Below are 20,981 nucleotides of genomic sequence, written 5' to 3'. Positions count from 1 at the left end.
CCCCCCACCCCCCCACCCCCCCACCCCCCCCCCCCCCCCCCGGGGGGCCCCCCCCCCCCCCGCGCCCGCCCCCCCCCCCCCCCCCGGGGGGGGGGGGCCCCCCCGGGGGCCCCCCCCCCCCCCCCCCCCCGACCCCGCCCCCGTCGCAGGTCACGCGGCGACGGGCACCTCCACCTCGGCGGGTGCCAGGGCCAGTTCAAGGACCTGCCGCACATCGTTCACCGGGTGCACCTCCAACTTCTCCAGCACCTCCGCAGGAACATCGTCCAGATCCGCCTCGTTCCGCTTCGGGATGATGACGGTCGTGATCCCGGCCCGGTGCGCGGCCAGCAGCTTCTGCTTGACGCCACCGATGGGCAGCACGCGCCCGGTCAGGGACACCTCACCGGTCATCGCCACATCCGTACGGACAAGCCGCCCGCTCAGCAGCGACGCCAGCGCCGTCGTCATCGTGACGCCCGCGCTCGGCCCGTCCTTCGGGACCGCGCCCGCCGGGAAGTGGATGTGCGCGCCGCGCTCCTTCAGGTCGGCGACGGGCAGCTCCAGTTCGGCGCCGTGCGAGCGCAGGAAGGAGAGCGCGATCTGCGCGGACTCCTTCATGACGTCGCCCAGCTGACCCGTGAGGGTCAGGCCCGCCGCGCCCGTCTCCGGGTCGGCGAGGGACGCCTCCACGAAGAGCACGTCACCACCGGCCCCGGTGACCGCGAGCCCGGTCGCCACGCCCGGCACGGACGTGCGCCGCTCGGCCGGGTCCTGCGCCGACTCGGGCACGTGGTGCGGCCGCCCGATCAGCGAGCGCAGATCGCCCTCGCCGACGGTGAACGGCAGCTCCCGCTCGCCCAGTTCGTGCTGCGCGGCCACCTTGCGCAGCACGCGCGTGACGGACCGCTCCAGGTTGCGTACGCCGGCCTCACGCGTGTACTCGCCGGCCAGCTTGCGCAGCGCGTCGTCGCCGATGGTGACCTCGTCGGCGGCGAGACCCGCGCGGTCCAGCTGACGCGGAACCAGGTGGTCACGGGCGATGACGATCTTCTCGTCCTCGGTGTACCCGTCGAGACGCACGAGTTCCATGCGGTCGAGGAGGGCCTCCGGGATGGCCTCCAGGACGTTCGCGGTGGCGAGGAACACCACATCGCTCAGGTCCAGTTCGACCTCCAGGTAGTGGTCCCTGAAGGTGTGGTTCTGGGCCGGGTCGAGGACTTCGAGCAGGGCCGCGGCCGGGTCGCCGCGGAAGTCGGAGCCCACCTTGTCGACCTCGTCGAGGAGGACCACCGGGTTCATCGACCCGGCTTCCTTGATGGCGCGCACGATGCGGCCCGGCAGGGCACCCACGTACGTACGCCGGTGGCCCCGGATCTCCGCCTCGTCCCGTACGCCGCCGAGCGCGACGCGGACGAACTTACGGCCCATCGAGTGCGCGACGGACTCGCCGAGCGAGGTCTTGCCGACGCCGGGCGGGCCGACGAGCGCGAGCACGGCGCCGCCGCGACGGCCGCCGACCACGCCGAGACCGCGGTCCGCGCGGCGCTTGCGCACGGCCAGGTACTCGGTGATCCGCTCCTTCACGTCGTCCAGGCCCGCGTGCTCGGCGTCGAGGACGGCGCGGGCGCCCTGGATGTCGTACTCGTCCTCGGTCCGCTCGTTCCACGGCAGTTCGAGGACCGTGTCGAGCCAGGTCCGGATCCAGGAGCCCTCGGGCGACTGATCGCTCGCCCGCTCCAGCTTCTCGACCTCCTTGAGGGCGGCCTCGCGGACCTTCTCCGGCAGGTCGGCGGCCTCGACGCGGGCACGGTAGTCGTCGGACTCCTCACCTTCCTGTTCGCCGTTCAGGTCGCGCAGCTCCTTGCGCACGGCGTCGAGCTGGCGCCGCAGCAGGAACTCGCGCTGCTGCTTGTCGACGCCTTCCTGTACGTCCTTGGCGATGGACTCGGCGACGTCCTGCTCGGCGAGGTGGTCGCGCAGGTGTCCTGTGGCGAGCTTCAGCCGCTCGACCGGGTCGGCGGCTTCGAGCAGCTCGACCTTCTGGGCGGTGGTGAGGAACGGCGAGTAGCCGGAGTTGTCGGCGAGCGCGGACACGTCGTCGATGGCCTGGACGCGGTCCACGACCTGCCAGGCGCCGCGCTTCTTCAGCCAGTTCGTGGCGAGAGCCTTGTACTCCTTGACGAGTTCGGTGACGGCACCCGGCAGCGGGTCCGGCACTTCCTCCTCGATGGTCAGGCCCTCCACCCACAGGGCGGCGCCGGGCCCGGTCGTGCCGGCGCCGATGCGCACGCGGCCGACGCCGCGGATCAGCGCGCCGGGGTCGCCGTCGGCGAGGCGGCCGACCTGCTCGACGGTGCCGAGCACGCCGGTGTTCGCGTACGTCCCGTCGATACGTGGAACAAGCAGCACCTTCGGCTTGCTGGGTCCACTACGGGCGGCGGCCTGCGCGGCCTCCACCGCGGCTCGTACGTCGGTGTCGCTGAGGTCCAGGGGCACCACCATTCCGGGCAGCACGACCTCGTCGTCGAGGGGCAGCACGGGCAGGGTGAGCGGTGTGGACGTCGAAGCCATGATCTCCCCTTTGGCAGTCAAGTTGAGTTACAAGGACTCAATGCTCGGCAGCCTCCAGATGTTCCGTCCCGCCCGTTCGCTGTCAGCGATCACGACTTCCGGCCCTGATGCCCCGGCGTATGTAATACCTGAAGGGCAAATGAGGGTCTTACGTCGAAGGGGTACGGACATGACGGGCGAGGAACTCGTACGGAACTGGATCGACGGATGGATCGTGTCGCGCGGCGCCGCTCCCCCACTCGTCGAGCCCTGGGGTTACACGATTCACGTGGGCCTGCCGCACCACGTGAGCCGGCACGTCATCGGCGCCACGAACGACGCGGTGCGCAAGGAGGTCGTCCGCAAGGTCGCCGAGTCCACGCGCGGCCGCGGCACCCACCTGAAGGTCTTCGCGGACCCGGAGCGGGTGCTGCCCTGGCTCGGCCCTGAATGGGAGCCGTACGGCTCGGACGACTTCCTCATGTCGACGGAGCTGACCCCGGCCACCGCACCCCCGGCCCCCAGCGGCTACATCCGGCACATGTGGACCCGCGCCGGCGTCACCCGTGTCCTGCTCACCGACACCACGGGCGCGTTCGCCGCACGCGGCCAGATCGCCCCGACCGGCGCGAGCGCGGTCGTCGACCAGATCGAGACCTCGGAACACCACCGCCGCAAGGGCCTCGGCCGCGTGGTCATGGGCACACTCCAATCCACAGCCCACACCCAGGGCGCAACCCGTGCAGTCCTCGCCTGCACCCCGGAGGGCCGACACCTCTACGAGTCGGTGGGCTGGCGCATCGAGGCCCCTCTGACGAACGCCAAGTACGCAGGCCCATCAAGCAGTTGTGGCACTGCGCAGCCCGGTTCGCTTCACCCTCTGTGACGAGTGCCATGTGAGACGTGGGCCACAGAAAATGCCCCCGGTCGCGCACCCCGTCGGCCACAATGGCCGCCATGACGACTCTGCACCACCCCGATCCACCCGTCGTCCTCGATCGCCGCGAAGGGCCCTTCGGCGAGGTGGTCCTGCGCCGTCACGGCGACCTGCTTCAGATCATCGCCAACGGCACGTTCCTGATGGACACCTCCGACGGTCGCTCCGAGCGGCGCCTCGTCGACGCGGCGCTCTCGGCCCTCGGCGATCGACAGAAACCGCGCGTCCTCATCGGCGGGCTCGGCGTCGGCTTCTCCCTCGCGCACGCGGCCGCGGACCCGCGCTGGGGCGGCATCACGGTCCTCGAGCGGGAGCCCGCGATCATCGACTGGCACCGGCGCGGCCCGCTGCGCGAGCTGTCCGCCGGGGCCCTCGCCGACCCTCGTACGGAGGTCGTCGAGGCCGACCTCGTACGGCATCTGCACACGGCGACGGACACCTACGACGCGCTCTGCCTCGACATCGACAACGGTCCGGACTGGACCGTCACAGAGGACAACGACACCCTTTACGGACCGTCCGGGCTCGCCGCCTGCAAGGACCGACTCGACCCGGGCGGTGTTCTCGCCGTATGGTCCGCACAGCCGTCAGCAAATTTCGAAGAAACCTTGCGGAATGCCGGATTCCAGGCGGTGCGCACCGAAGAGATCCCGGTTGTCCGGGGCGTCCCTGACGTGGTGCACCTCGCACTGAGGCCCACGTAGCCGACCGGCGGTAACTCCCCGTACGCTGACGTCCGAAACCCGATCATTCAAGCGTCAAGCGCGTCACGACGGCGCGCACTCAGGGGCGGGGCGATGGAGCAGACACACACCTCCCACAACACCACCACGACGACCCAGGGAGCCCAACGACGGGTCCTGGTCGTCGAGGATGATCCGACGATCGTCGACGCCATCGCCGCCCGGCTGCGCGCCGAGGGATTCCTCGTGCAAACCGCGCAGGACGGCCCGGCGGCGGTGGACACGGCCGAGGCCTGGCAGCCCGACCTGCTGATCCTCGACATCATGCTGCCCGGATTCGACGGGCTCGAGGTCTGCCGGCGCGTGCAGGCCCAGCGGCCGGTGCCGGTCATGATGCTGACCGCGCGCGACGACGAGACGGACATGCTGGTCGGCCTCGGTGTCGGTGCCGACGACTACATGACCAAGCCGTTCTCCATGCGGGAACTGGCGGCGCGCGTGCACGTGCTGCTGCGCCGGGTCGAGCGGGCCGCGCTGGCCGCCACGACACCGCGCAGCGGCATACTGCGACTCGGCGAGCTGGAGATCGACCACGCGCAGCGCCGCGTGCGGGTCAGGAGCGAGGACGTGCACCTCACTCCCACCGAGTTCGACCTCCTCGTGTGCCTGGCGAACACGCCGCGCGCGGTCCTCTCCCGTGAGCAGCTGCTCGCCGAGGTGTGGGACTGGGCGGACGCCTCCGGCACCCGCACGGTCGACAGCCACATCAAGGCGCTGCGCCGGAAGATCGGCGCGGAGCGCATCCGCACCGTGCACGGCGTGGGCTACGCGCTGGAGACGCCGAACCCGTGAGCGCCGGGGACCGGAACCGGGCAGTGGGCGGGCGGCCGCACCGTCCGCCGTTCAACCCTCAGTGGGCGTCCGGCGGTCTGCGCCCCTTCTCCGTCAAGGCGAAGCTCGGCACGCTCGTCGTCGTCTCCGTCTTCATCACCACGGGCCTGCTCATGGTGGCGATGTACACGGCGACGGAGCTGCGCTTCATCACGGTGTTCTCGATCATCGCCACGCTGCTGATCACGCAGTTCGTGGCGCACTCGCTGACGGCTCCGCTCGACGAGATGAACACGGTCGCCCGGTTCATCTCCAACGGCGACTACTCGCGCCGGGTGCGCGGCGCGGGCCGGCGCGACGAGATCGGTGACCTCGCCGTCACCATCAACCGCATGGCCGACGAGCTCGCGGCCCAGGACCAGCAGCGCAAGGAGCTCGTGGCCAATGTGTCGCACGAGCTGCGCACGCCCATCGCGGGCCTGCGCGCGGTCCTGGAGAACGTCGTCGACGGCGTGATGGCCGCCGACCCCGAGACGATGCGCACGGCGCTCAAACAGACGGAGCGGCTCGGCCGCCTCGTCGACACGCTGCTCGACCTGTCCCGCCTGGACAACGGCGTCGTGCCGCTGAGGACGCGCCGCTTCGAGGTCTGGCCGTATCTGTCGGGCGTCCTGAAGGAGGCCAACATGGCGGTCTCCCAGCGCGCCGGACTGGCCTCCGGCTCCGGCACCCATACGCGTACGGACGTCCATCTGCACCTCGACGTCTCGCCGCCCGAGCTGACAGCGCACGCCGACCCGGAGCGCATCCACCAAGTCGTCGCGAACCTCATCGACAACGCGGTGAAGCACTCCCCGCAGCACGGCCGCGTCACCGTGCTCGCCCGGGGCGGCCCCTACCCCGAGTCGCTCGTCCTCGAAGTCCTCGACGAGGGCCCCGGCATCCCGCAGTCCGAGTGGCACAAGGTCTTCGAGCGCTTCAACCGGGGCGACGCCGACTCCGGCGGCGACAAGGGCAAGGGCGACGGCGGCACGGGCCTCGGCCTCGCCATCGCCCGCTGGGCCGTGGAACTGCACGGCGGACAGATCCGGGTGGCCGAATCCGAGCGGGGCTGCCGGATCAAGGTCACTCTTCCGGGAGAGACCGGAACGCAAAGTTGACGTAGGGTTTCGGTCACGCATGGGTCAAGAGCGCGCCGGGCAGACAAGAACACGCCGGGCGCGCATGCGAACGTACCGAAACCCCGCTTGTTTCCCGCCATTTCCAGGCCCGAAACGCAACTTCCGGTGTGACTTACGTGACGGATGACCGGCCCGGTCTGCACGTGCCGTGAATGGAGGCGTAGCCTTTATTCCCGCTGTCCATCACCTTGTGAGAAGCGGAAGAGGGCGGTTACCGCCGTGTCGCCACAGTCCCCCAGTAACTCGAGCATCTCCACCGAGACCGACCAAGCCGGGCAGGGTAAGAACCCTGCGGCCGCGTTCGGACCCAACGAGTGGCTCGTCGACGAGATCTATCAGCAGTACCTCCAGGACCCGAATTCGGTTGACCGAGCCTGGTGGGACTTCTTCGCCGACTACAAGCCAGGTGCCGCGGCCGCGGGGGCCGCGACGACCCCGAAGCCGGCCGAGAAGCCCGCGGCCCCGGCCGCACCCGCAGCGCAGGCCCCCGCCGAGCCCGCGAAGCCCGCAGCCGCAGCTCCCGCACAGGCTGCCGCCGCGCCCGCTCCCGCGAAGCCCGCAGCTCCGGCCGCGCCCACCGCGCCGAAGCCTGCCGCTGCCGCCGCCACCCCCGTACCGAAGAAGGCTGAAGAAGTGACGACCGAGGCCCCTGCCGGCCCCGAGCTCGTGACGCTGCGCGGTCCCGCCGCCGCCGTCGCGAAGAACATGAACAAGTCCATCGAGGTCCCCACGGCGACGTCCGTGCGCGCGGTCCCGGTGAAGCTGCTGTTCGACAACCGCATCGTCATCAACAACCACCTCAAGCGGGCCCGCGGCGGGAAGATCTCCTTCACGCACCTCATCGGGTACGCGATGGTGCAGGCCATCAAGGCCATGCCGTCGATGAACTACTCCTTCCAGGAGAAGGACGGCAAGCCCACCCTGGTCAAGCCGGAGCACATCAACTTCGGTCTCGCCATCGACCTGGTGAAGCCGAACGGCGACCGCCAGCTCGTCGTCGCCGGCATCAAGAAGGCCGAGACGCTGAACTTCTTCGAGTTCTGGCAGGCCTACGAGGACATCGTCCGCCGTGCTCGCGACGGCAAGCTCGGCATGGACGACTTCACCGGTGTCACGGTCTCCCTGACCAACCCCGGTGGCCTCGGCACCGTCCACTCGGTCCCGCGCCTGATGCCCGGACAGTCGGTCATCATGGGCGTCGGCTCGATGGACTACCCGGCGGAGTTCCAGGGCACGTCCCAGGACACGCTGAACAAGCTCGGCATCTCGAAGGTCATGACGCTCACGTCGACCTACGACCACCGGGTCATCCAGGGTGCCGCCTCCGGCGAGTTCCTGCGCATCGTCGCGAACCTCCTCCTCGGTGAGAACGAGTTCTACGACGAGATCTTCAAGGCCCTGCGGATCCCCTACGAGCCGGTCCGCTGGCTCAAGGACATCGACGCCTCGCACGACGACGACGTCACCAAGGCCGCCCGCGTCTTCGAGCTGATCCACTCCTACCGGGTCCGCGGCCACGTCATGGCCGACACCGACCCGCTGGAGTACCAGCAGCGCAAGCACCCCGACCTGGACATCACCGAGCACGGTCTGACGCTCTGGGACCTGGAGCGCGAGTTCGCCGTCGGCGGCTTCGCCGGCAAGTCGATGATGAAGCTGCGCGACGTCCTCGGCGTGCTGCGCGACTCGTACTGCCGCACCACCGGCGTCGAGTTCATGCACATCCAGGACCCGAAGCAGCGCCGCTGGCTGCAGGACCGCATCGAGCGGCCGCACGCCAAGCCGGAGCGCGAGGAGCAGCTGCGCATCCTGCGCCGGCTGAACTCGGCCGAGGCCTTCGAGACCTTCCTTCAGACCAAGTACGTCGGTCAGAAGCGGTTCTCCCTGGAGGGCGGCGAGTCCGTCATCCCGCTGCTCGACGCGGTCATCGACTCCGCCGCCGAGAACCGTCTCGACGAGGTCGTCATCGGCATGGCCCACCGCGGCCGGCTGAACGTCCTGGCGAACATCGTCGGCAAGTCGTACGCGCAGATCTTCCGGGAGTTCGAGGGCAACCTCGACCCGAAGTCGATGCACGGCTCCGGCGACGTGAAGTACCACCTGGGCGCCCAGGGCACCTTCACCGGCCTGGACGGCGAGCAGATCAACGTCTCGCTGGCCGCCAACCCGTCCCACCTGGAGACGGTCGACCCGGTCATCGAGGGCATCACCCGCGCCAAGCAGGACATCATCAACAAGGGCGGCACGGACTTCACGGTCCTGCCGGTCGCCCTGCACGGTGACGCGGCCTTCGCGGGCCAGGGTGTGGTCGCCGAGACGCTCAACATGTCGCAGCTGCGCGGCTACCGCACGGGCGGCACGGTCCACATCGTCATCAACAACCAGGTCGGCTTCACGGCGGCTCCCGAGTCGTCGCGCTCCTCCATGTACGCCACGGACGTGGCCCGCATGATCGAGGCGCCGATCTTCCACGTGAACGGCGACGACCCCGAGGCCGTCGTCCGCGTTGCCCGTCTGGCCTTCGAGTTCCGCCAGGCGTTCAACAAGGACATCGTCATCGACCTCATCTGCTACCGCCGCCGCGGTCACAACGAGTCGGACAACCCGGCGTTCACGCAGCCGCTGATGTACGACCTGATCGACAAGAAGCGCTCGGTGCGCAAGCTCTACACCGAGTCCCTCATCGGTCGCGGCGACATCACCCTGGAAGAGGCCGAGCAGGCGCTCCAGGACTTCCAGGGCCAGCTGGAGAAGGTCTTCACGGAGGTCCGCGAGGCCGTCTCGCACCCGGCCGCCGCCGAGGTCCCCGACCCGCAGGCCGAGTTCCCCGTGGCCGTGCAGACGGCGATCTCCCAGGAGGTCGTCAAGCGCATCGCCGAGTCCCAGGTCAACATCCCGGACCACGTCACGGTGCACCCGCGTCTGCTGCCGCAGCTGCAGCGCCGCGCGTCGATGATCGAGGACGGGACGATCGACTGGGGCATGGGCGAGACCCTCGCCCTCGGCTCGCTGCTCCTCGAAGGCACCCCGGTGCGCCTGTCCGGTCAGGACTCGCGCCGCGGCACCTTCGGCCAGCGTCACGCGGTCCTCATCGACAACAAGACGGGCGAGGACTTCACCCCGCTCCTCTACCTGTCGCCCGACCAGGCCCGCTACAACGTCTACGACTCGCTGCTCTCCGAGTACGCGGTCATGGGCTTCGAGTACGGCTACTCGCTGGCGCGTCCCGAGTCCCTCGTGATGTGGGAGGCGCAGTTCGGTGACTTCGTCAACGGCGCGCAGACCGTCGTCGACGAGTACATCTCGGCCGCCGAGCAGAAGTGGGGCCAGACGAGCGGTGTCACGCTCCTCCTCCCCCACGGCTACGAGGGCCAGGGCCCGGACCACTCGTCCGCGCGTGTGGAGCGCTTCCTCCAGCTCTGCGCCCAGAACAACATGACGGTCGCGATGCCCACGCTGCCGTCGAACTACTTCCACCTCCTGCGGTGGCAGGTGCACAACCCGCACCACAAGCCGCTGGTGGTCTTCACGCCGAAGTCGATGCTGCGCCTCAAGGCCGCCGCGTCGAAGGTGGAGGAGTTCACGACGGGTGGCTTCCGCCCGGTCATCAGCGACGAGTCCGTCTCCCCGAACGCGGTCAAGAAGGTCGTCTTCGTGGCGGGCAAGCTGTACTACGACCTCGAGGCCGAGCGGCAGAAGCGCGGCGACACGGAGACCGCGATCATCCGCGTCGAGCGCCTGTACCCGCTGCCGGGTGCCGAGCTCCAGGCCGAGATCGCCAAGTTCCCGAACGCCGAGAAGTACATCTGGGCGCAGGAGGAGCCGGCGAACCAGGGCGCGTGGCCGTTCATCGCGCTCAACCTGATCGACCACCTGGACCTGGCCGTCGGCGCCGACGTCCCGGGCGCCGAGCGTCTGCGCCGCATCTCGCGGCCGCACGGCTCGTCCCCGGCGGTCGGCTCGGCCAAGCGTCACCAGGCCGAGCAGGAGCAGCTGGTGCGTGAGGTGTTCGAGGCGTAAGGCCCCGAAGCACAGCGAGCAAGGCCGAAGGCCCGGTCCCCGAAAGGGGTCCGGGCCTTCGGCCTGTGCGTGCTCAGGTGGTCTGGGGTTCGAAGTCCCAGTGGGGGCGGTTGCGGGCGCGGGCCGAGATGGTGTGCACATGCTGCTTGCCGAGCGTCGCCTCCAGGTCCGAGAGGGCCTCCTGCTCGATCTTCTCCGCCTGCCTGCGCTCCCGCAGTCCGCGCAGGTCCGCCGCGTGCGCGATGCGCGCGGACAGGGTGAGGGGGTGGGTGCGGCCCAGCGTCTCGATGGCGCGGGTCACCGTGTCGTTGCTGAGCTGGGCGGCGGACTCGGGGTCACCGACGAGGTTGCGCAGGGCCGAGGCGTTGACGGCGCAGCCCAGCGTCCAGGGGTGGTTCTCGCCCACCGCGGCGGACATGTCGGCCAGGGACCGCTCGATGAGGTCGTACGCGTGCTCCCGCTCCCCCACGTTGCGCAGGATGAGCGCCTGGTTGGCGCGGGCCCCGGCGACGAAGGGGTGGCTCTCGGCGAGAGCCAGTTCGTAGCGGGCCACGACGGTCTCGCTCAGTTCCCTCGCCTCGTCGATGTCGCCCTCCTCGCGGGAGAAGCAGCTCTGCGCGCAGGCGAACATGACGGTCCATGGATGGGTCTCGCCCATCACGCGTTCGCCACGCTCCAGTACGCGCGCGAGCGCACGGCCGGCTTTCAGCCGCTCGCCTCTGCGGTAGTGGCAGAGCGCCAGGTTGTACTCCGCCTTGAGCGTCTGCGGGTTGTTCTCCCCCATCACGATGCGGTTCTCGCGCAGGCTCTGCAGCTGGTTCGACTCGGCCTCGTCGTAACGGCCCATCAGACGCAGGTCGATGGCGTACTTGATGTGGGAGTCGAGTGTCCAGGGGTGGCGTCCCTTCAGCAGGGACCTCCGGGATTCCAGGACCTGGCGGTCGATGTCGAGGGCCTCGGAGTAGACGCCGAGCAACCGCAGGGTCACCGCCACGTTGTTCTGCGCGTTCAGGGTCCGCGAGTCCTGTTCGCCGAGGAGCCCCTGATAGGCGGTCAGGGTCCACCGGCACAGTTCGAGCGCCTCGTCGTAGCGTCCGAGGCCGCGCAGGTCGGCGGCGAGGCCGCTGGCGGCCCGCAGGTGCTCCAGGTCGTCCTGCCCCCGCGTCTCCCGCAGGTGCTCGACCGCGGCGCGGTTGAGCACCTCCGTGCGCTCGTACTCACCGGCGGCGCGCAGCACGTTGACGTAGTGGAAGGACAGCTCCCAGATCCGGGGGTGGTTCTCGCCGAGCAGCTCACGCCAGGCCTTCATGGCGCGCTCGCCCAGCTTGATGCCGGCCGTGTACTCCCCGGAGAGGTACATGTAGCGGAGGCAGTTGAGCACGAGCCGCTGGACGTTCGGGTCCCTGCTCCGAAGGACGTCCGCGTACTTGAGGTGGGGCACGATCTCGGCGTAGCCGGGCCACAGCCGTGTGTCCGTGGGCCTGCGCGGGTCGGCGGCGGCCAGGGCCACCTGCACCACCCCGACGAACTCGCGCCGGTCCTCCTCCGGCATGTCGACGTGCACGATCTGGTGGACCATGCGGTGCAGGTAGAGGGCCTCTCCCGAGGAGGTCACGTCGTCCGTCCCCACCTCGTGGGACTCCAGACGGACCACGGAGTACTGGCGCAGCTGGTTGATGGCCTTGTTCCACAGCAGCGGATCGTTCAGCAGCCCCGCGATCTGTTCTGGCAGGTCGTCGCTCGGCATCTCCTTCAGCAGGCGTACGGGGATGAAGCCCGGCGCGAAGAACGTGCACAGTCGCAGCAGATCAACGGATTCCGGAACGGTCTCCCGCAGCTTGTTCAGCAGTATCGACCAGGCCGTCTGGAAGGCGAGCGGGAAGTCGGCGGACACCTTGACCACGTCGTGGTCGATGCCGCCGTCGAGCAGGCCGAGGTACTCCTCGACCGACAGGTCCGAGTCGTTCAGCCAGCCGGCCGTCTGGTCGAGCAGCAGCGGCAGGTCCTCCAGGGCGTCCGCCAGCAGGTCCGCGTCCTCCTCCGTCAGCCGCGGCGCCCGGCGCCGGAGGAAGGCCACCGACTCGTCGCGCTGGTAGACCGGTACTTCCAGCAGCATGCTGTTGTGCTCGCTCCACTCCGGGTTGCGCGAGGTGATGATCACCTGCCCGGGGCCGGTCGGCAGCAGGTCCCAGATCTGGTCCGGTTCGTCGGCGCCGTCGAAGATCAGCAGCCAGCGGCCGTACGGTTCGCCGCGGCGCAGCGCGTCCCGGACGGCACGCAGCCGTTCGCCGTACTCCTGGCCGGTCTGCAGGCCGAGCTTGGGCGCGAGTTCGGCGAGGCCGCGGCGGTAGGTGACACGCTTCTCGGCGTTGACCCACCACACGACGTCGTACTCGGATCCGAAACGGTAGACGTACTCCGCCGCGAGCTGGGTCTTGCCCACGCCCGACATGCCGTGGAAGGTCAGGACGCCCGCGCCCGGCTCGGCCGAGGTGAGCCGGTGGTACGCCTCGTTGAGGATCGTCTCGCGGCCCGTGAACCGGGTGTTGCGGCGCGGCACTCCGCCCCACACCTCGGGCATGGTGGCCGGGAAGCGGGGGCCGCGCCGGGCGCTGCCCACGGTCTCGGGCAGCGGGTCCGTGGGCAGGTCCAGGCGTTCGAGCAGCCGCCGCTCGGCCTCCTCCGCTCCCAGGTTGATCAGGCCGACGGCGCCGAGCACGGCCGTGGCCTGGGGCACCGAGGACGTGGTGAGGGAGACGGCCGCGAAGCGGGACGGGTCGGGCGCGACGACCTCGCGCAGCGCGGCGTTCCACTCCTCATGGGTGCGCGGGCCGAGCTGGAAGTACCACTCGCTCACGATGACGAGGATCCGGCCCTCCGCGAGGCTCAGGTCCCGCAGCAGTTCCACGAGGGGAGTCTCGGCCGGCCCCTCCCAGCGCTGGTACACCACTCGCAGCCCGCGCCGCTCAAGACGGTCGCCGATCCAGGCGGCCCAGGCCCGGTTGAACCCGGCGAAGCTGATCGTGACGGTCCGTTTCGCAGCTTCCCCCACGGTCGCCCCGACCGGCGTACGAGTTCCAGACATCCAGCGTCCTCCTGCTGCGCGTAGTCGCGAAAAAATCGTAGAACCTCGGCGCGACGCTGGTAAGTGCCACACCGCCAACTCCGCCTCGGTTCCAGGATCTTCGCGCAGTGGAACACCGGTCGGTTGCCATGTTCACTCATTCGGCCGGGCGGCCGAGGACTGCCGCTGCTGCCACAACGCCCGCGCGGCGCTCACGTAGGCCTCGGCGCGGGCCGTGTGCCCGCGGGGCGCCGGGTGGGCGGACATCCGTTCGTAGGCGCCGACCATCCGGTCGACGAACCGGCGGCCGCGCACGGTCAGCGCGGGGGACGCGACGAGCGCCGGGAGCACGGCGCCGACCTGGGCCCGGTAGCGGCTGTACTGGGACCAGGCGGATTCCCCGCGGGACGGCTCGGTGAGCGCCCTGCGCTGGAAGAAGTCAGCGAGGGCCAGATGCGCGTAGGCGCCCTGAAGCAGTCCGTCGTAGGGCCGTGGGTCGGGGCGCCAGGGCGCGAAGTACCGGGCCCGGCCGTCGTCCTGATGCAGTTGCAGGGCCTCGCTCAACACGGAGAGCTTGGCGTGCTGGAGTTCGTGGACGACCGTCGCCGCGAGGGCTGCCGGGGTGGGCGGGGTGCTGCTGAGCACGGCGCCGAAGGCCTCGCGCCGGGTGGCGCTGCATCCGCCGCGCCCCTCGGCCCCCGGGGGCATCTCCAGGGGGACCAGGCACCGCAGCAGGGTCAGGGCCTCGGTGAGCCGGTGCTCGCCGCCCGTGCGCAGTACCGCCGCGGTGCCCGACCAGGCGGTCAGCCAGCGTTTGCGTTCGGCGTCGTCCAGCGTCGTCGGTCCGCTCTGCGTACGGTGCCGCGGTCCGGGTGCCGTGCGGTACGGGTCGAGGTCGTCCAGGGGCATGGGCGGGGCCTGTGGGGTGAGGCCGGGCAGCGCATGGGCGGGCGCCCAGGCGAGCGCGCCGGACCACGCCCCGAACCCGCTCTCCAGGAACACGACGACCTCTGGGCCGTCCTCCTGACGCAAGGTCAGACGTCCGCGTGAGAACGACAGTTCGACCTGGCTCTCGCGACTCGTGGTGGTGTGCAGCCGGCCGATCGAGGGCAGGGTCAGCGTCCCGTCGTACGCGGTCAGCCGCACCGTGAAGGGCAGTCCTGCCCTTGCGGCCGTCGCCGCGGCCAGGGCGCTGAAGTGGAACAGGGCGAGTCGCAGTGCGCGTTCCTCGTCCGGCGCCGCGGACGCCGCCGTACGGCCGAGGCCGCGCAGACAGCGCAGGACCCAGGGCCCCGTGAGCGGATAGCGGATCCGTTCCCGCACCGCGCCCGCGGCCCGCGGCAGGTCCTCGGCCCCGATCAGCAGGGCCCAGTCGTCCCGCAGCCGGGCCTTCTGCGCGGCGGTGCACACCCGCGGGTCCGCCGCGTCCGCCGCGTCGAGGAAGGCACGGATCAGCAGCATTCTCCGCGTGTCCTGGTCGCGTACCAGGAGCGCGAGCGTGTCCGGATCGCCTTGGGTCCTGCCGAGTTCGTCCAGGGCCAGGTCCGGGACCACGGTGAGCATCAGGGAGCACTCCTTTCGCCTGAGACCGAGGCGGCGGCGGTGCGCTCGGCGAGCTCCCGGGCCACGTGGCGGATGAACCGCTGCAGGTCGGCGCAGTACACGGAGGGGTTGCCGAACCCGTCGCCCGCCCGGTAGCGGTGGGCGTAGTGGCCGCCGCCGCACACGGTGAGCAGCGGGCAGGCCCGGCACTGGTCGGCCAGCGCTGCCGCGGCCGACTGCCGGGCGACCACCCCGGGGTGGCCCAGCGCCTCGTCGAAGTCGTGCTTGAAGACGTCGAGGCCGGTGGCGGCGGCACCCTCATAGGCCGACTTCAGGGAGTCCACCTGCTCGATCGAGCCGTCCGTCTCGACGACCAAGGCGTCGAAGGGGGCGAGCCCCAGTGACTCGGTGGCCGCGGGCAGGCCGAGGAGGAGCGCGACGCACTCCTCGAAGAGGCGTACCCGGACCTCCCGGCGCCCGGCTCGCCACCAGCGGTCGAACACGGCGCACAGCCAGTCGCCGTACGGCGTGCCCGCACTGCTCCAGTGCGGAGGCGGGTTCGTCCAGTTGCCGTGCGGCAGCAGCAGGTCCAGGGCCGGCGGGCCCAGGGCGATCAGGGACTCGTACGTCGACACGGGTTCCTGGGTGGGGTCCACGACCGCGAGGACGCCGGCGTACGACCTCGGAAAGCGCTCGGCGACCAGTCGCGCTCCCCTGACGGCCGCGGGCCAGGACGGGCGGCCGGCGTGATCGACCCGCCGGGCGTTGCCGGCAGCGGTGCCTCCGTCCAGGCTGATGCCCACCGTGATGTCGTGCCGGGCCAGGGTGGCGAGTCGGTTCTCGGTGAGCAGCGTCGCGTTGGTCTGGACGGTGGCACGGACCGTGCAGCCGGCCGGGGCAAGGCCGCGGACCCGGTCGGTGAACCGGCCGAGGGTGTCGGCACCCGCCAGCAGGGGTTCCCCGCCGTGCAGGACCAGGGAGAGCGCGCTCAGGTCGTGCGCGCGGGCGTGCTCGGCGATACGGGTGGCGGTGCGCTCCAGTACCGCGTCGGACGCGGCGGCGGGACGGCCGCGCCACGTGTGGTCCGGGCCCTCGTACAGATAGCAGTACCGGCAGGCGAGGTTGCACCGGCCGTGCACCTTGACGATGAACTGCCGGAAGGGGAAGGGCGGTCGGGGTGCGTCATGGGGAGTCGCCTCGCTGGACACGCCTACCCCCCATGTCGTACGTACCTGGAACGACGCGCTCGCGAAGGCCGCCTACCGTCACGGGTGGAGCCTCAAACGCGGCGCCTTCCAACTGTCCTGTTCGGTGGAGACCACGACCGAAACCATGCCGACCGGCGGCGGTGCTCCGCGCTTGTCAGGTGAAGGAGTTGTTCCACCCCCAGAGCGCCTCGCCCGGTCGCTCCGCCCGCTCGCGCAGCTCGGCCAGCACCTCGCTCAGCACGGGATGCCGCAGGCCTTCGAGGTCCTTCAGATCGAGCTGCGTCAGGTCGGGCAGCGGCTCGGCCGCGGCCTGCTCCGCATCGTCGTGCCGTGGTTCGTCGCTTCTGGTCACACCATCCTCCTCATGTCAGCAGTCCCGCCCCGCTCACTGAAGTGCGGCCAGCCGCTCCGCCGTGTCGTGGGCCGTCGGAGCGCCCGCTCCCAGGCTGTCCTCCGGCAGCTTCGACCAACCCGCGCGTGCCGCCCGATAGGACTCGCGCGCGGCTCGCGGGCGGGCCGCCGCCTCGTAGGACATACCCCGCCAGTGCTGCGCCTGCGCACCCAATTCCACGGCGTGCCGCCGCCGTTGGTCCGTCGCCGCCTCCTCCTCGGCCTCCCGCGCGCAGTCCGCCGCGAGCCGGAACGCCTCCACGGCCTCACCGAGACGGGCCGGACGGCCGAGGCTGCGGTACGCCTCGTACTGCACCTGTCCCAGCTCCAGCCAGCACTGCGCCGCGAGGAGCGGGTCGTCGGCCTCGGCCGCCGCGAGGCCGAGAAGGTGCTCGGCCTCGCGCAGGTCGACGCGGTCGGCACGCGCGCGGTAGCGGAGCATCAGCGCGCGGCCGAGGAGCAGCAGCCGGCCGGCCAGCTTGGGGCTGCCCGCCGCCGTCTCGCTGCGGCAGTCCCGCAGGACGCGGATGGAGCGGGAGACGGACTGCTGGGCCCGGGGTCCCGACTCCAGCGCGGCGCGGCGCAGCAGTGCCTCGCCCCATTCGGCGAGTACGTCGGCGTGGGCGGGGGCCTCCCGCGGCATGCGCTGCGCGGCGCTCCCGAAGCTGTCGTCCGCTCCCCGGAGTTCGCGCGGGTCGCCCGATTCCTCGAAGCGCGCCACACGGATGCGTCCGGCGCGCAGCAGCAGTCCGGCCCGCAGGCTCTGGTCCGCTGCGAGCGGCAGCGCCTCGTCGACGCGCGCCTGCGCCTCGTCCAGCGCGCCGCCGGCCGCGAGGAGCGCGTCCACCAGGTCGAGGACGATGCGCACCCGCGGCAGGTGCGCGAGGGCGTCGGCGTCGCCGTCGAGGCCCTCGCGCAGCGACTGTGCGCTCTGCTGCGCGTACCGGCGCGCCTGTTCCCGGTCGGACGTCACCCCGGAGAGCCGCAGCAGTACCCGCCCGTGGGCGAGCGGGAGTTCGGGCGGGTGGTGGTGGCCCTGCCAGGTGTCGACGAACGCCTCCAGCATGCCGACCGCGCCCTGGAGCAGCGCGCTGTCACCGCCGAGCCGCCACTGCGCCTCCATGGCGCCGACGCGCTCCAGGGTGAGCCGCAGCGCCTGCCCCTCCTCCAGGTCGGGCGCCGAGCAGGCCACCGCGTACTCCCGGTCGGCCCTGCGCAGCAGTTCCAGCGCGCCGTGCCGGTCGCCGCGGCGCCTGCGGTCCGTGGCGGCGGTGGAGAGCACGCGCGCGAGGACGGCACGTTCGCGCAGCGCGTGCGGGTGGGCGGCGGCGCGCTCGGCGGCCTGCTCGGCCTCGCGCAGCAGCTCCGCGCCGCCCTGCACCTCCCACAGGCGCAGCACACAGAGCGCGTACTCGGCCCACAGCTCGAAGTCCCGCTCCGTGGGCGTCTCGTGTTCGGTGGCGCCGCGCAGCAGTTGCACGGCGTCGATGAGGTCCTGGACCATGCGCTCGTGGTCGAAGCGCGCGGCGAGCTCGCGGGCGCGGGTGACCGCGGGGTGGGTCGGCGGCGTCTCCTGCGGCCCGGTGTGGCCCGGGCTCCCGTACAGCGCGAACTGTTCGGGCAGCGGCATGAAGCGCTCCAGGACCTGCGCGGCGACCTCGGCGAAGGGCTGCGGGACCAGGTCGGCGCCGCCCGCCCCGCCGTCCCCGTTCTCGCCCTCGACGGCGCCAGGCGGCCGGTAGCCGGCGCCCGTGCCGGTGGGGCGCACCGTGCCGACGGCTTCGACTGCCCCTGGTCCGCCGCCGTCCCCGAGCTGCGCCAGCGCCAGCGCCGGGAAGTTCGGGCCGCCCTTGCCGAAGCGGGCCTCGATGTACTCCGAGCAGTGCTTGAGGACCAGCACGGCCTCGTCCCTGCCGAGCGGGCCGAGCAGCGACTCCTGGACGCCCCGCGCGAACTCGTACCACTGGACGCCGTCGCCGTCGTGCTCGCCCTTGGCCCGTGTGAGCAGCCCGCTGAGCAGCACCTCGGCCAGTTCGGAGGGGCCCGAGCCGGGCAGCATGGTCCGCTGCACCAGTTGCATCACCGGCAGGCACAGCGGGGCCGCCGCCAGGAATCCGGCGAGGCGGCTCGCGTCAGGCGACGCGGTGGCGCGGAAGCGGCTGACCAGTTCGAGCACCGAGGGGCGCTGCGCCTGCCGCCCCGCCGAGGCCCGCGGCTGGTCCGCCCTGACCCAGCCGACGGCCCCCGGGACCGGCCCCGCGCCGGCCCCCGAAAGCAGCCGCGCCCAGGCGCCGAGCGCCACCGGCTCGGGCGGCAGGACGGGCACCGGGAGCGCGCCCGCACGGGTCGCGGCCGGGGGCCCCGCCGTCGTCCGCACGCGCAGCGCGGCGGCGCCGCCGATGCCCTCGCCGCGGCTCAACTCACCGTAGGAGACGGGCAGTCGGGTCCGGTTCCACATGCGTTGCGGCAGCGGCTGGAGCACGGCGACGGGGGCCTGCCGCGCCAGCTGGTGCAGGAGACGGTGGGCCCGGCCGCTGCGCCACAGCGGGCCCGCACAGTCGCTGACGAGGAGGGCGAGCTGGCGTCCCGACGGGTCGCTGAGCCGGTCGGTGGAGTGCAGGGGCGCCGCGTACAGCTCGGGGCTGCGGCTGACGGCGGCCTGCGCGTCGGGGCCCTCGTGCAGATAGCTGACCTGGATGTCCGAGAAGGCGCCCAACTGGCTGAAGACCCGCTCCAGTTCGCCGAACATCCGGTCCCACACGCGCATCGACGAGGAGGCGTCCATCACGAGGTGCAGCCGCGCGTCGGCACGGGTCACCGCGCGGAACACCGGCAGTACGAGGCCGCCCGCGCGCGCGGTGCGCTCCGCGGTGGCCGTCTCGTCGAGCACCGAGCGCAGCGGCGGGGCGGCGCTGCGATATCCCTGCAACGGGCGCAGTGCGCGCTGGAGTTCGAGCGGCGCGGGGAAAGCGGGCGCCGCAGGGACGCCGACCGGCAGTGGGGCGGTGCGCCCTCCGCCGCGCGCCCGGCCACCACCGGCGCGCGGCACGGGGTACAGCGCCACCCGCCGGTCACCGCTCGCGTCGTACGCCTGGGGTGTCGGCCCCTCGGGCTCGCTCTCCGGAGGCGTGGGAGGCGGGGTGGTCGGCAGCGGGGCGGGCCGCGGCACCTCGCGGGCGGGCCGCCCGCCGGACGACATATCCGTCTGCTCCGAGGGCTGCTCGGGACGGCGGGCGTACCGGGCCAGCCACAGCGCGTCGCACAGCCCTTCGGCGTCGGGGTCGAGCCCCACCTGCCGCAGCCTGGCGACGAGTTCGGATACCGGGTCGCCGCCCTGGCGTCCGGGCTCCGAGGGCGAACCGGGACCCTGACGCGCCGTCGCGTCGGGAGTCACCGCTTCACCTCGGGCGGTCGAGTCGCTGGATCAGGAGGTCTGCGAAGGATTCGCGGCTGGTGGGGGCGGCCGCGTCGGTCAGGTAGATCGCGTTCAACAGCTGGTCGGTGGCGAGGAGTTCGCTGCGGGAGCGCTCCAGGAACCGGTTGATGAGATCGTCGCCCGCGCGTGCCGCCTCGTCGCCGAGGTGGGCGCGTACGAAGGTGGCGAGCCGGTTGTGGTCGGGCCTGCCGAGTTCGAGGTGGATGCAGCGGCGCATCAGCGGGGCAGGGAAGTCGCGCTCCCCGTTGCTGGTGAGCACCACGAACGGGAAGGCGTTGCAGCGCACCCGGCCGTCGCGGACGCGGACCTTGACGCCGTCGGCGGTGAGCACCTCGGCCTCCCCGTCCGGTAACCGGTCGGCGACCCGCTCCAGTTCGGGTATCGCGAACTCGCCCTCCTCCAGGACGTTCAGCAGGTCGTTCGGAAGATCGATGTCGCTCTTGTCGAGCTCGTCGATGAGCAGCACGCGCGGGGTGGGCGACGGCAGCAGCGCGGTACCCAGCGGCCCGAGCCGGATATAGCTCCCGATGCCCTCGACGGCACCCGGCGACCCGGCCGCCGAGCCGAAACCGCCCTGCGCCGCGATCTGCACGTCCTGGAGGCGGGCGATCGCGTCGTAGTGGTAGAGCCCGTCCTGGAGCGTGGACCGGCTGACGATGGACCACCTCAGTACGTTGCCCAGACCCAGCTCGTACGCCACCGAGTGCGCGAGCGTGCTCTTGCCCGCGCCGGGGCTGCCCGTCACGAGCAAGGGGCGGCGCAGATACAGCGCCGCGTTGATCATTTCGAGCTCCTCGGCTCCGGGCCTGTGCAGCTCCGCCAGGTGCCGGTGCGCGCCGAGCCTGCGGTCCTCGTCACCGTCGCCCGCGGCCGATTCCCCGGTGGCCCGCCCCGAGAAGTCGCGCCAGGGCGGCGGCGGGGGCAGACGGTCGAGGCCCTCGTGGGGTTCGCCGGCGCCACGGTAGATGAGCCACTCACTGGATTCGGTCATGGTCCGGTCCTCGTCGTCACTCGTCCAGCAGGGCAGCCGAAGGGACGTGCCTCACGGTATCGATGGTTCGTGGCGCTGGTAAGGGCTCCGTGGAGAGCTGGCCTGAAGGGCCCATTCGGGGCACGGCAGTTGGGCCTCGTAGCGATCATCGGGCCGGCCGGTCCGG

General features: G+C 71.5%; 12 protein-coding genes. 5 read left to right on the top strand and 7 right to left on the bottom strand.

Annotated elements, in window-relative coordinates:
• Positions 1-150: 150 nt before the first annotated feature.
• On the bottom strand, positions 151-2,553 hold the full coding sequence (lon, locus tag ACYSUO_RS32180) for an endopeptidase La (protein ID WP_461779728.1): 2,403 nt from the start codon (positions 2,551-2,553) through the stop codon (positions 151-153).
• A gap of 169 nt (positions 2,554-2,722) precedes the next feature.
• On the opposite strand from lon, the gene ACYSUO_RS32175 reads away from it, so the two are divergent.
• From ACYSUO_RS32175 to ACYSUO_RS32155, 5 genes are all read left to right on the top strand, one after another.
• Complete coding sequence (locus ACYSUO_RS32175) at positions 2,723-3,418, top strand: GNAT family N-acetyltransferase (RefSeq protein ID WP_461779727.1); 696 nt, start codon at positions 2,723-2,725, stop codon at positions 3,416-3,418.
• 62 nt (positions 3,419-3,480) lie between these two features.
• Positions 3,481-4,173 carry a spermidine synthase family protein gene (locus ACYSUO_RS32170; RefSeq protein WP_461779726.1) on the top strand — a complete coding sequence of 231 codons (693 nt, stop codon included), beginning with the start codon at positions 3,481-3,483 and terminating at the stop codon, positions 4,171-4,173.
• Between the two features lie 93 nt (positions 4,174-4,266).
• Entirely contained in the window at positions 4,267-5,004 is a 738-nt protein-coding gene (locus tag ACYSUO_RS32165; RefSeq protein ID WP_266714016.1) for a response regulator transcription factor, read from the top strand.
• A gap of 23 nt (positions 5,005-5,027) precedes the next feature.
• The gene (locus ACYSUO_RS32160; RefSeq protein WP_461779734.1) at positions 5,028-6,143 is read left to right on the top strand and encodes a HAMP domain-containing sensor histidine kinase; all 1,116 of its coding nucleotides are present in this window, start codon (positions 5,028-5,030) and stop codon (positions 6,141-6,143) included.
• A 240-nt stretch (positions 6,144-6,383) separates the two neighbouring features.
• Positions 6,384-10,184: a multifunctional oxoglutarate decarboxylase/oxoglutarate dehydrogenase thiamine pyrophosphate-binding subunit/dihydrolipoyllysine-residue succinyltransferase subunit gene (locus tag ACYSUO_RS32155; protein ID WP_461779725.1), complete on the top strand. Its 3,801-nt coding sequence runs from the start codon at positions 6,384-6,386 to the stop codon at positions 10,182-10,184.
• A 73-nt stretch (positions 10,185-10,257) separates the two neighbouring features.
• Here the strand turns inward: ACYSUO_RS32155 and fxsT are convergent, their stop codons facing one another.
• From fxsT to ACYSUO_RS32125, 6 genes are all read right to left on the bottom strand, one after another.
• Positions 10,258-13,269 (bottom strand): FxSxx-COOH system tetratricopeptide repeat protein, encoded by a 3,012-nt coding sequence (fxsT, locus tag ACYSUO_RS32150; protein WP_461779724.1) that lies wholly within the window; start codon positions 13,267-13,269, stop codon positions 10,258-10,260.
• A gap of 132 nt (positions 13,270-13,401) precedes the next feature.
• Positions 13,402-14,811 carry an aKG-HExxH-type peptide beta-hydroxylase gene (locus ACYSUO_RS32145; RefSeq protein ID WP_461779723.1) on the bottom strand — a complete coding sequence of 470 codons (1,410 nt, stop codon included), beginning with the start codon at positions 14,809-14,811 and terminating at the stop codon, positions 13,402-13,404.
• Complete coding sequence (locus tag ACYSUO_RS32140; protein ID WP_461779722.1) at positions 14,811-15,998, bottom strand: FxsB family cyclophane-forming radical SAM/SPASM peptide maturase; 1,188 nt, start codon at positions 15,996-15,998, stop codon at positions 14,811-14,813. Before ACYSUO_RS32140 ends, ACYSUO_RS32145 begins: the two co-directional genes overlap by 1 nt.
• Positions 15,999-16,152: 154 nt before the next feature.
• Positions 16,153-16,350, bottom strand: coding sequence for an FxSxx-COOH cyclophane-containing RiPP peptide (gene fxsA, locus ACYSUO_RS32135; protein WP_461779721.1), 198 nt, complete (start codon positions 16,348-16,350; stop codon positions 16,153-16,155).
• 33 nt (positions 16,351-16,383) lie between these two features.
• Complete coding sequence (locus ACYSUO_RS32130) at positions 16,384-19,782, bottom strand: SAV_2336 N-terminal domain-related protein (RefSeq protein ID WP_461779720.1); 3,399 nt, start codon at positions 19,780-19,782, stop codon at positions 16,384-16,386.
• Between the two features lie 4 nt (positions 19,783-19,786).
• Positions 19,787-20,815, bottom strand: a complete 1,029-nt coding sequence (locus tag ACYSUO_RS32125; protein ID WP_461779719.1) for an AAA family ATPase — start codon at positions 20,813-20,815, stop codon at positions 19,787-19,789.
• Between the last annotated feature and the right edge of the window lie 166 nt (positions 20,816-20,981).

It is taken from the genome of Streptomyces sp. UC4497, assembly GCF_054871485.1.
The sequence above is the reverse complement of the archived record's forward strand: the minus strand, read 5'-3'. Positions and strand labels throughout refer to the sequence as shown.

What these genes read in the sequence shown, in the direction of transcription:
- lon (WP_461779728.1), bottom strand. Translation starts at nt 2,553, where the DNA reads ATGGCTTCGACGTCCACACCGCTCACCCTGCCCGTGCTGCCCCTCGAC.
- ACYSUO_RS32175 (WP_461779727.1), top strand. Translation starts at nt 2,723, where the DNA reads ATGACGGGCGAGGAACTCGTACGGAACTGGATCGACGGATGGATCGTG.
- ACYSUO_RS32170 (WP_461779726.1), top strand. Translation starts at nt 3,481, where the DNA reads ATGGCCGCCATGACGACTCTGCACCACCCCGATCCACCCGTCGTCCTC.
- ACYSUO_RS32165 (WP_266714016.1), top strand. Translation starts at nt 4,267, where the DNA reads ATGGAGCAGACACACACCTCCCACAACACCACCACGACGACCCAGGGA.
- fxsT (WP_461779724.1), bottom strand. Translation starts at nt 13,269, where the DNA reads ATGTCTGGAACTCGTACGCCGGTCGGGGCGACCGTGGGGGAAGCTGCG.
- ACYSUO_RS32145 (WP_461779723.1), bottom strand. Translation starts at nt 14,811, where the DNA reads ATGCTCACCGTGGTCCCGGACCTGGCCCTGGACGAACTCGGCAGGACC.
- ACYSUO_RS32125 (WP_461779719.1), bottom strand. Translation starts at nt 20,815, where the DNA reads ATGACCGAATCCAGTGAGTGGCTCATCTACCGTGGCGCCGGCGAACCC.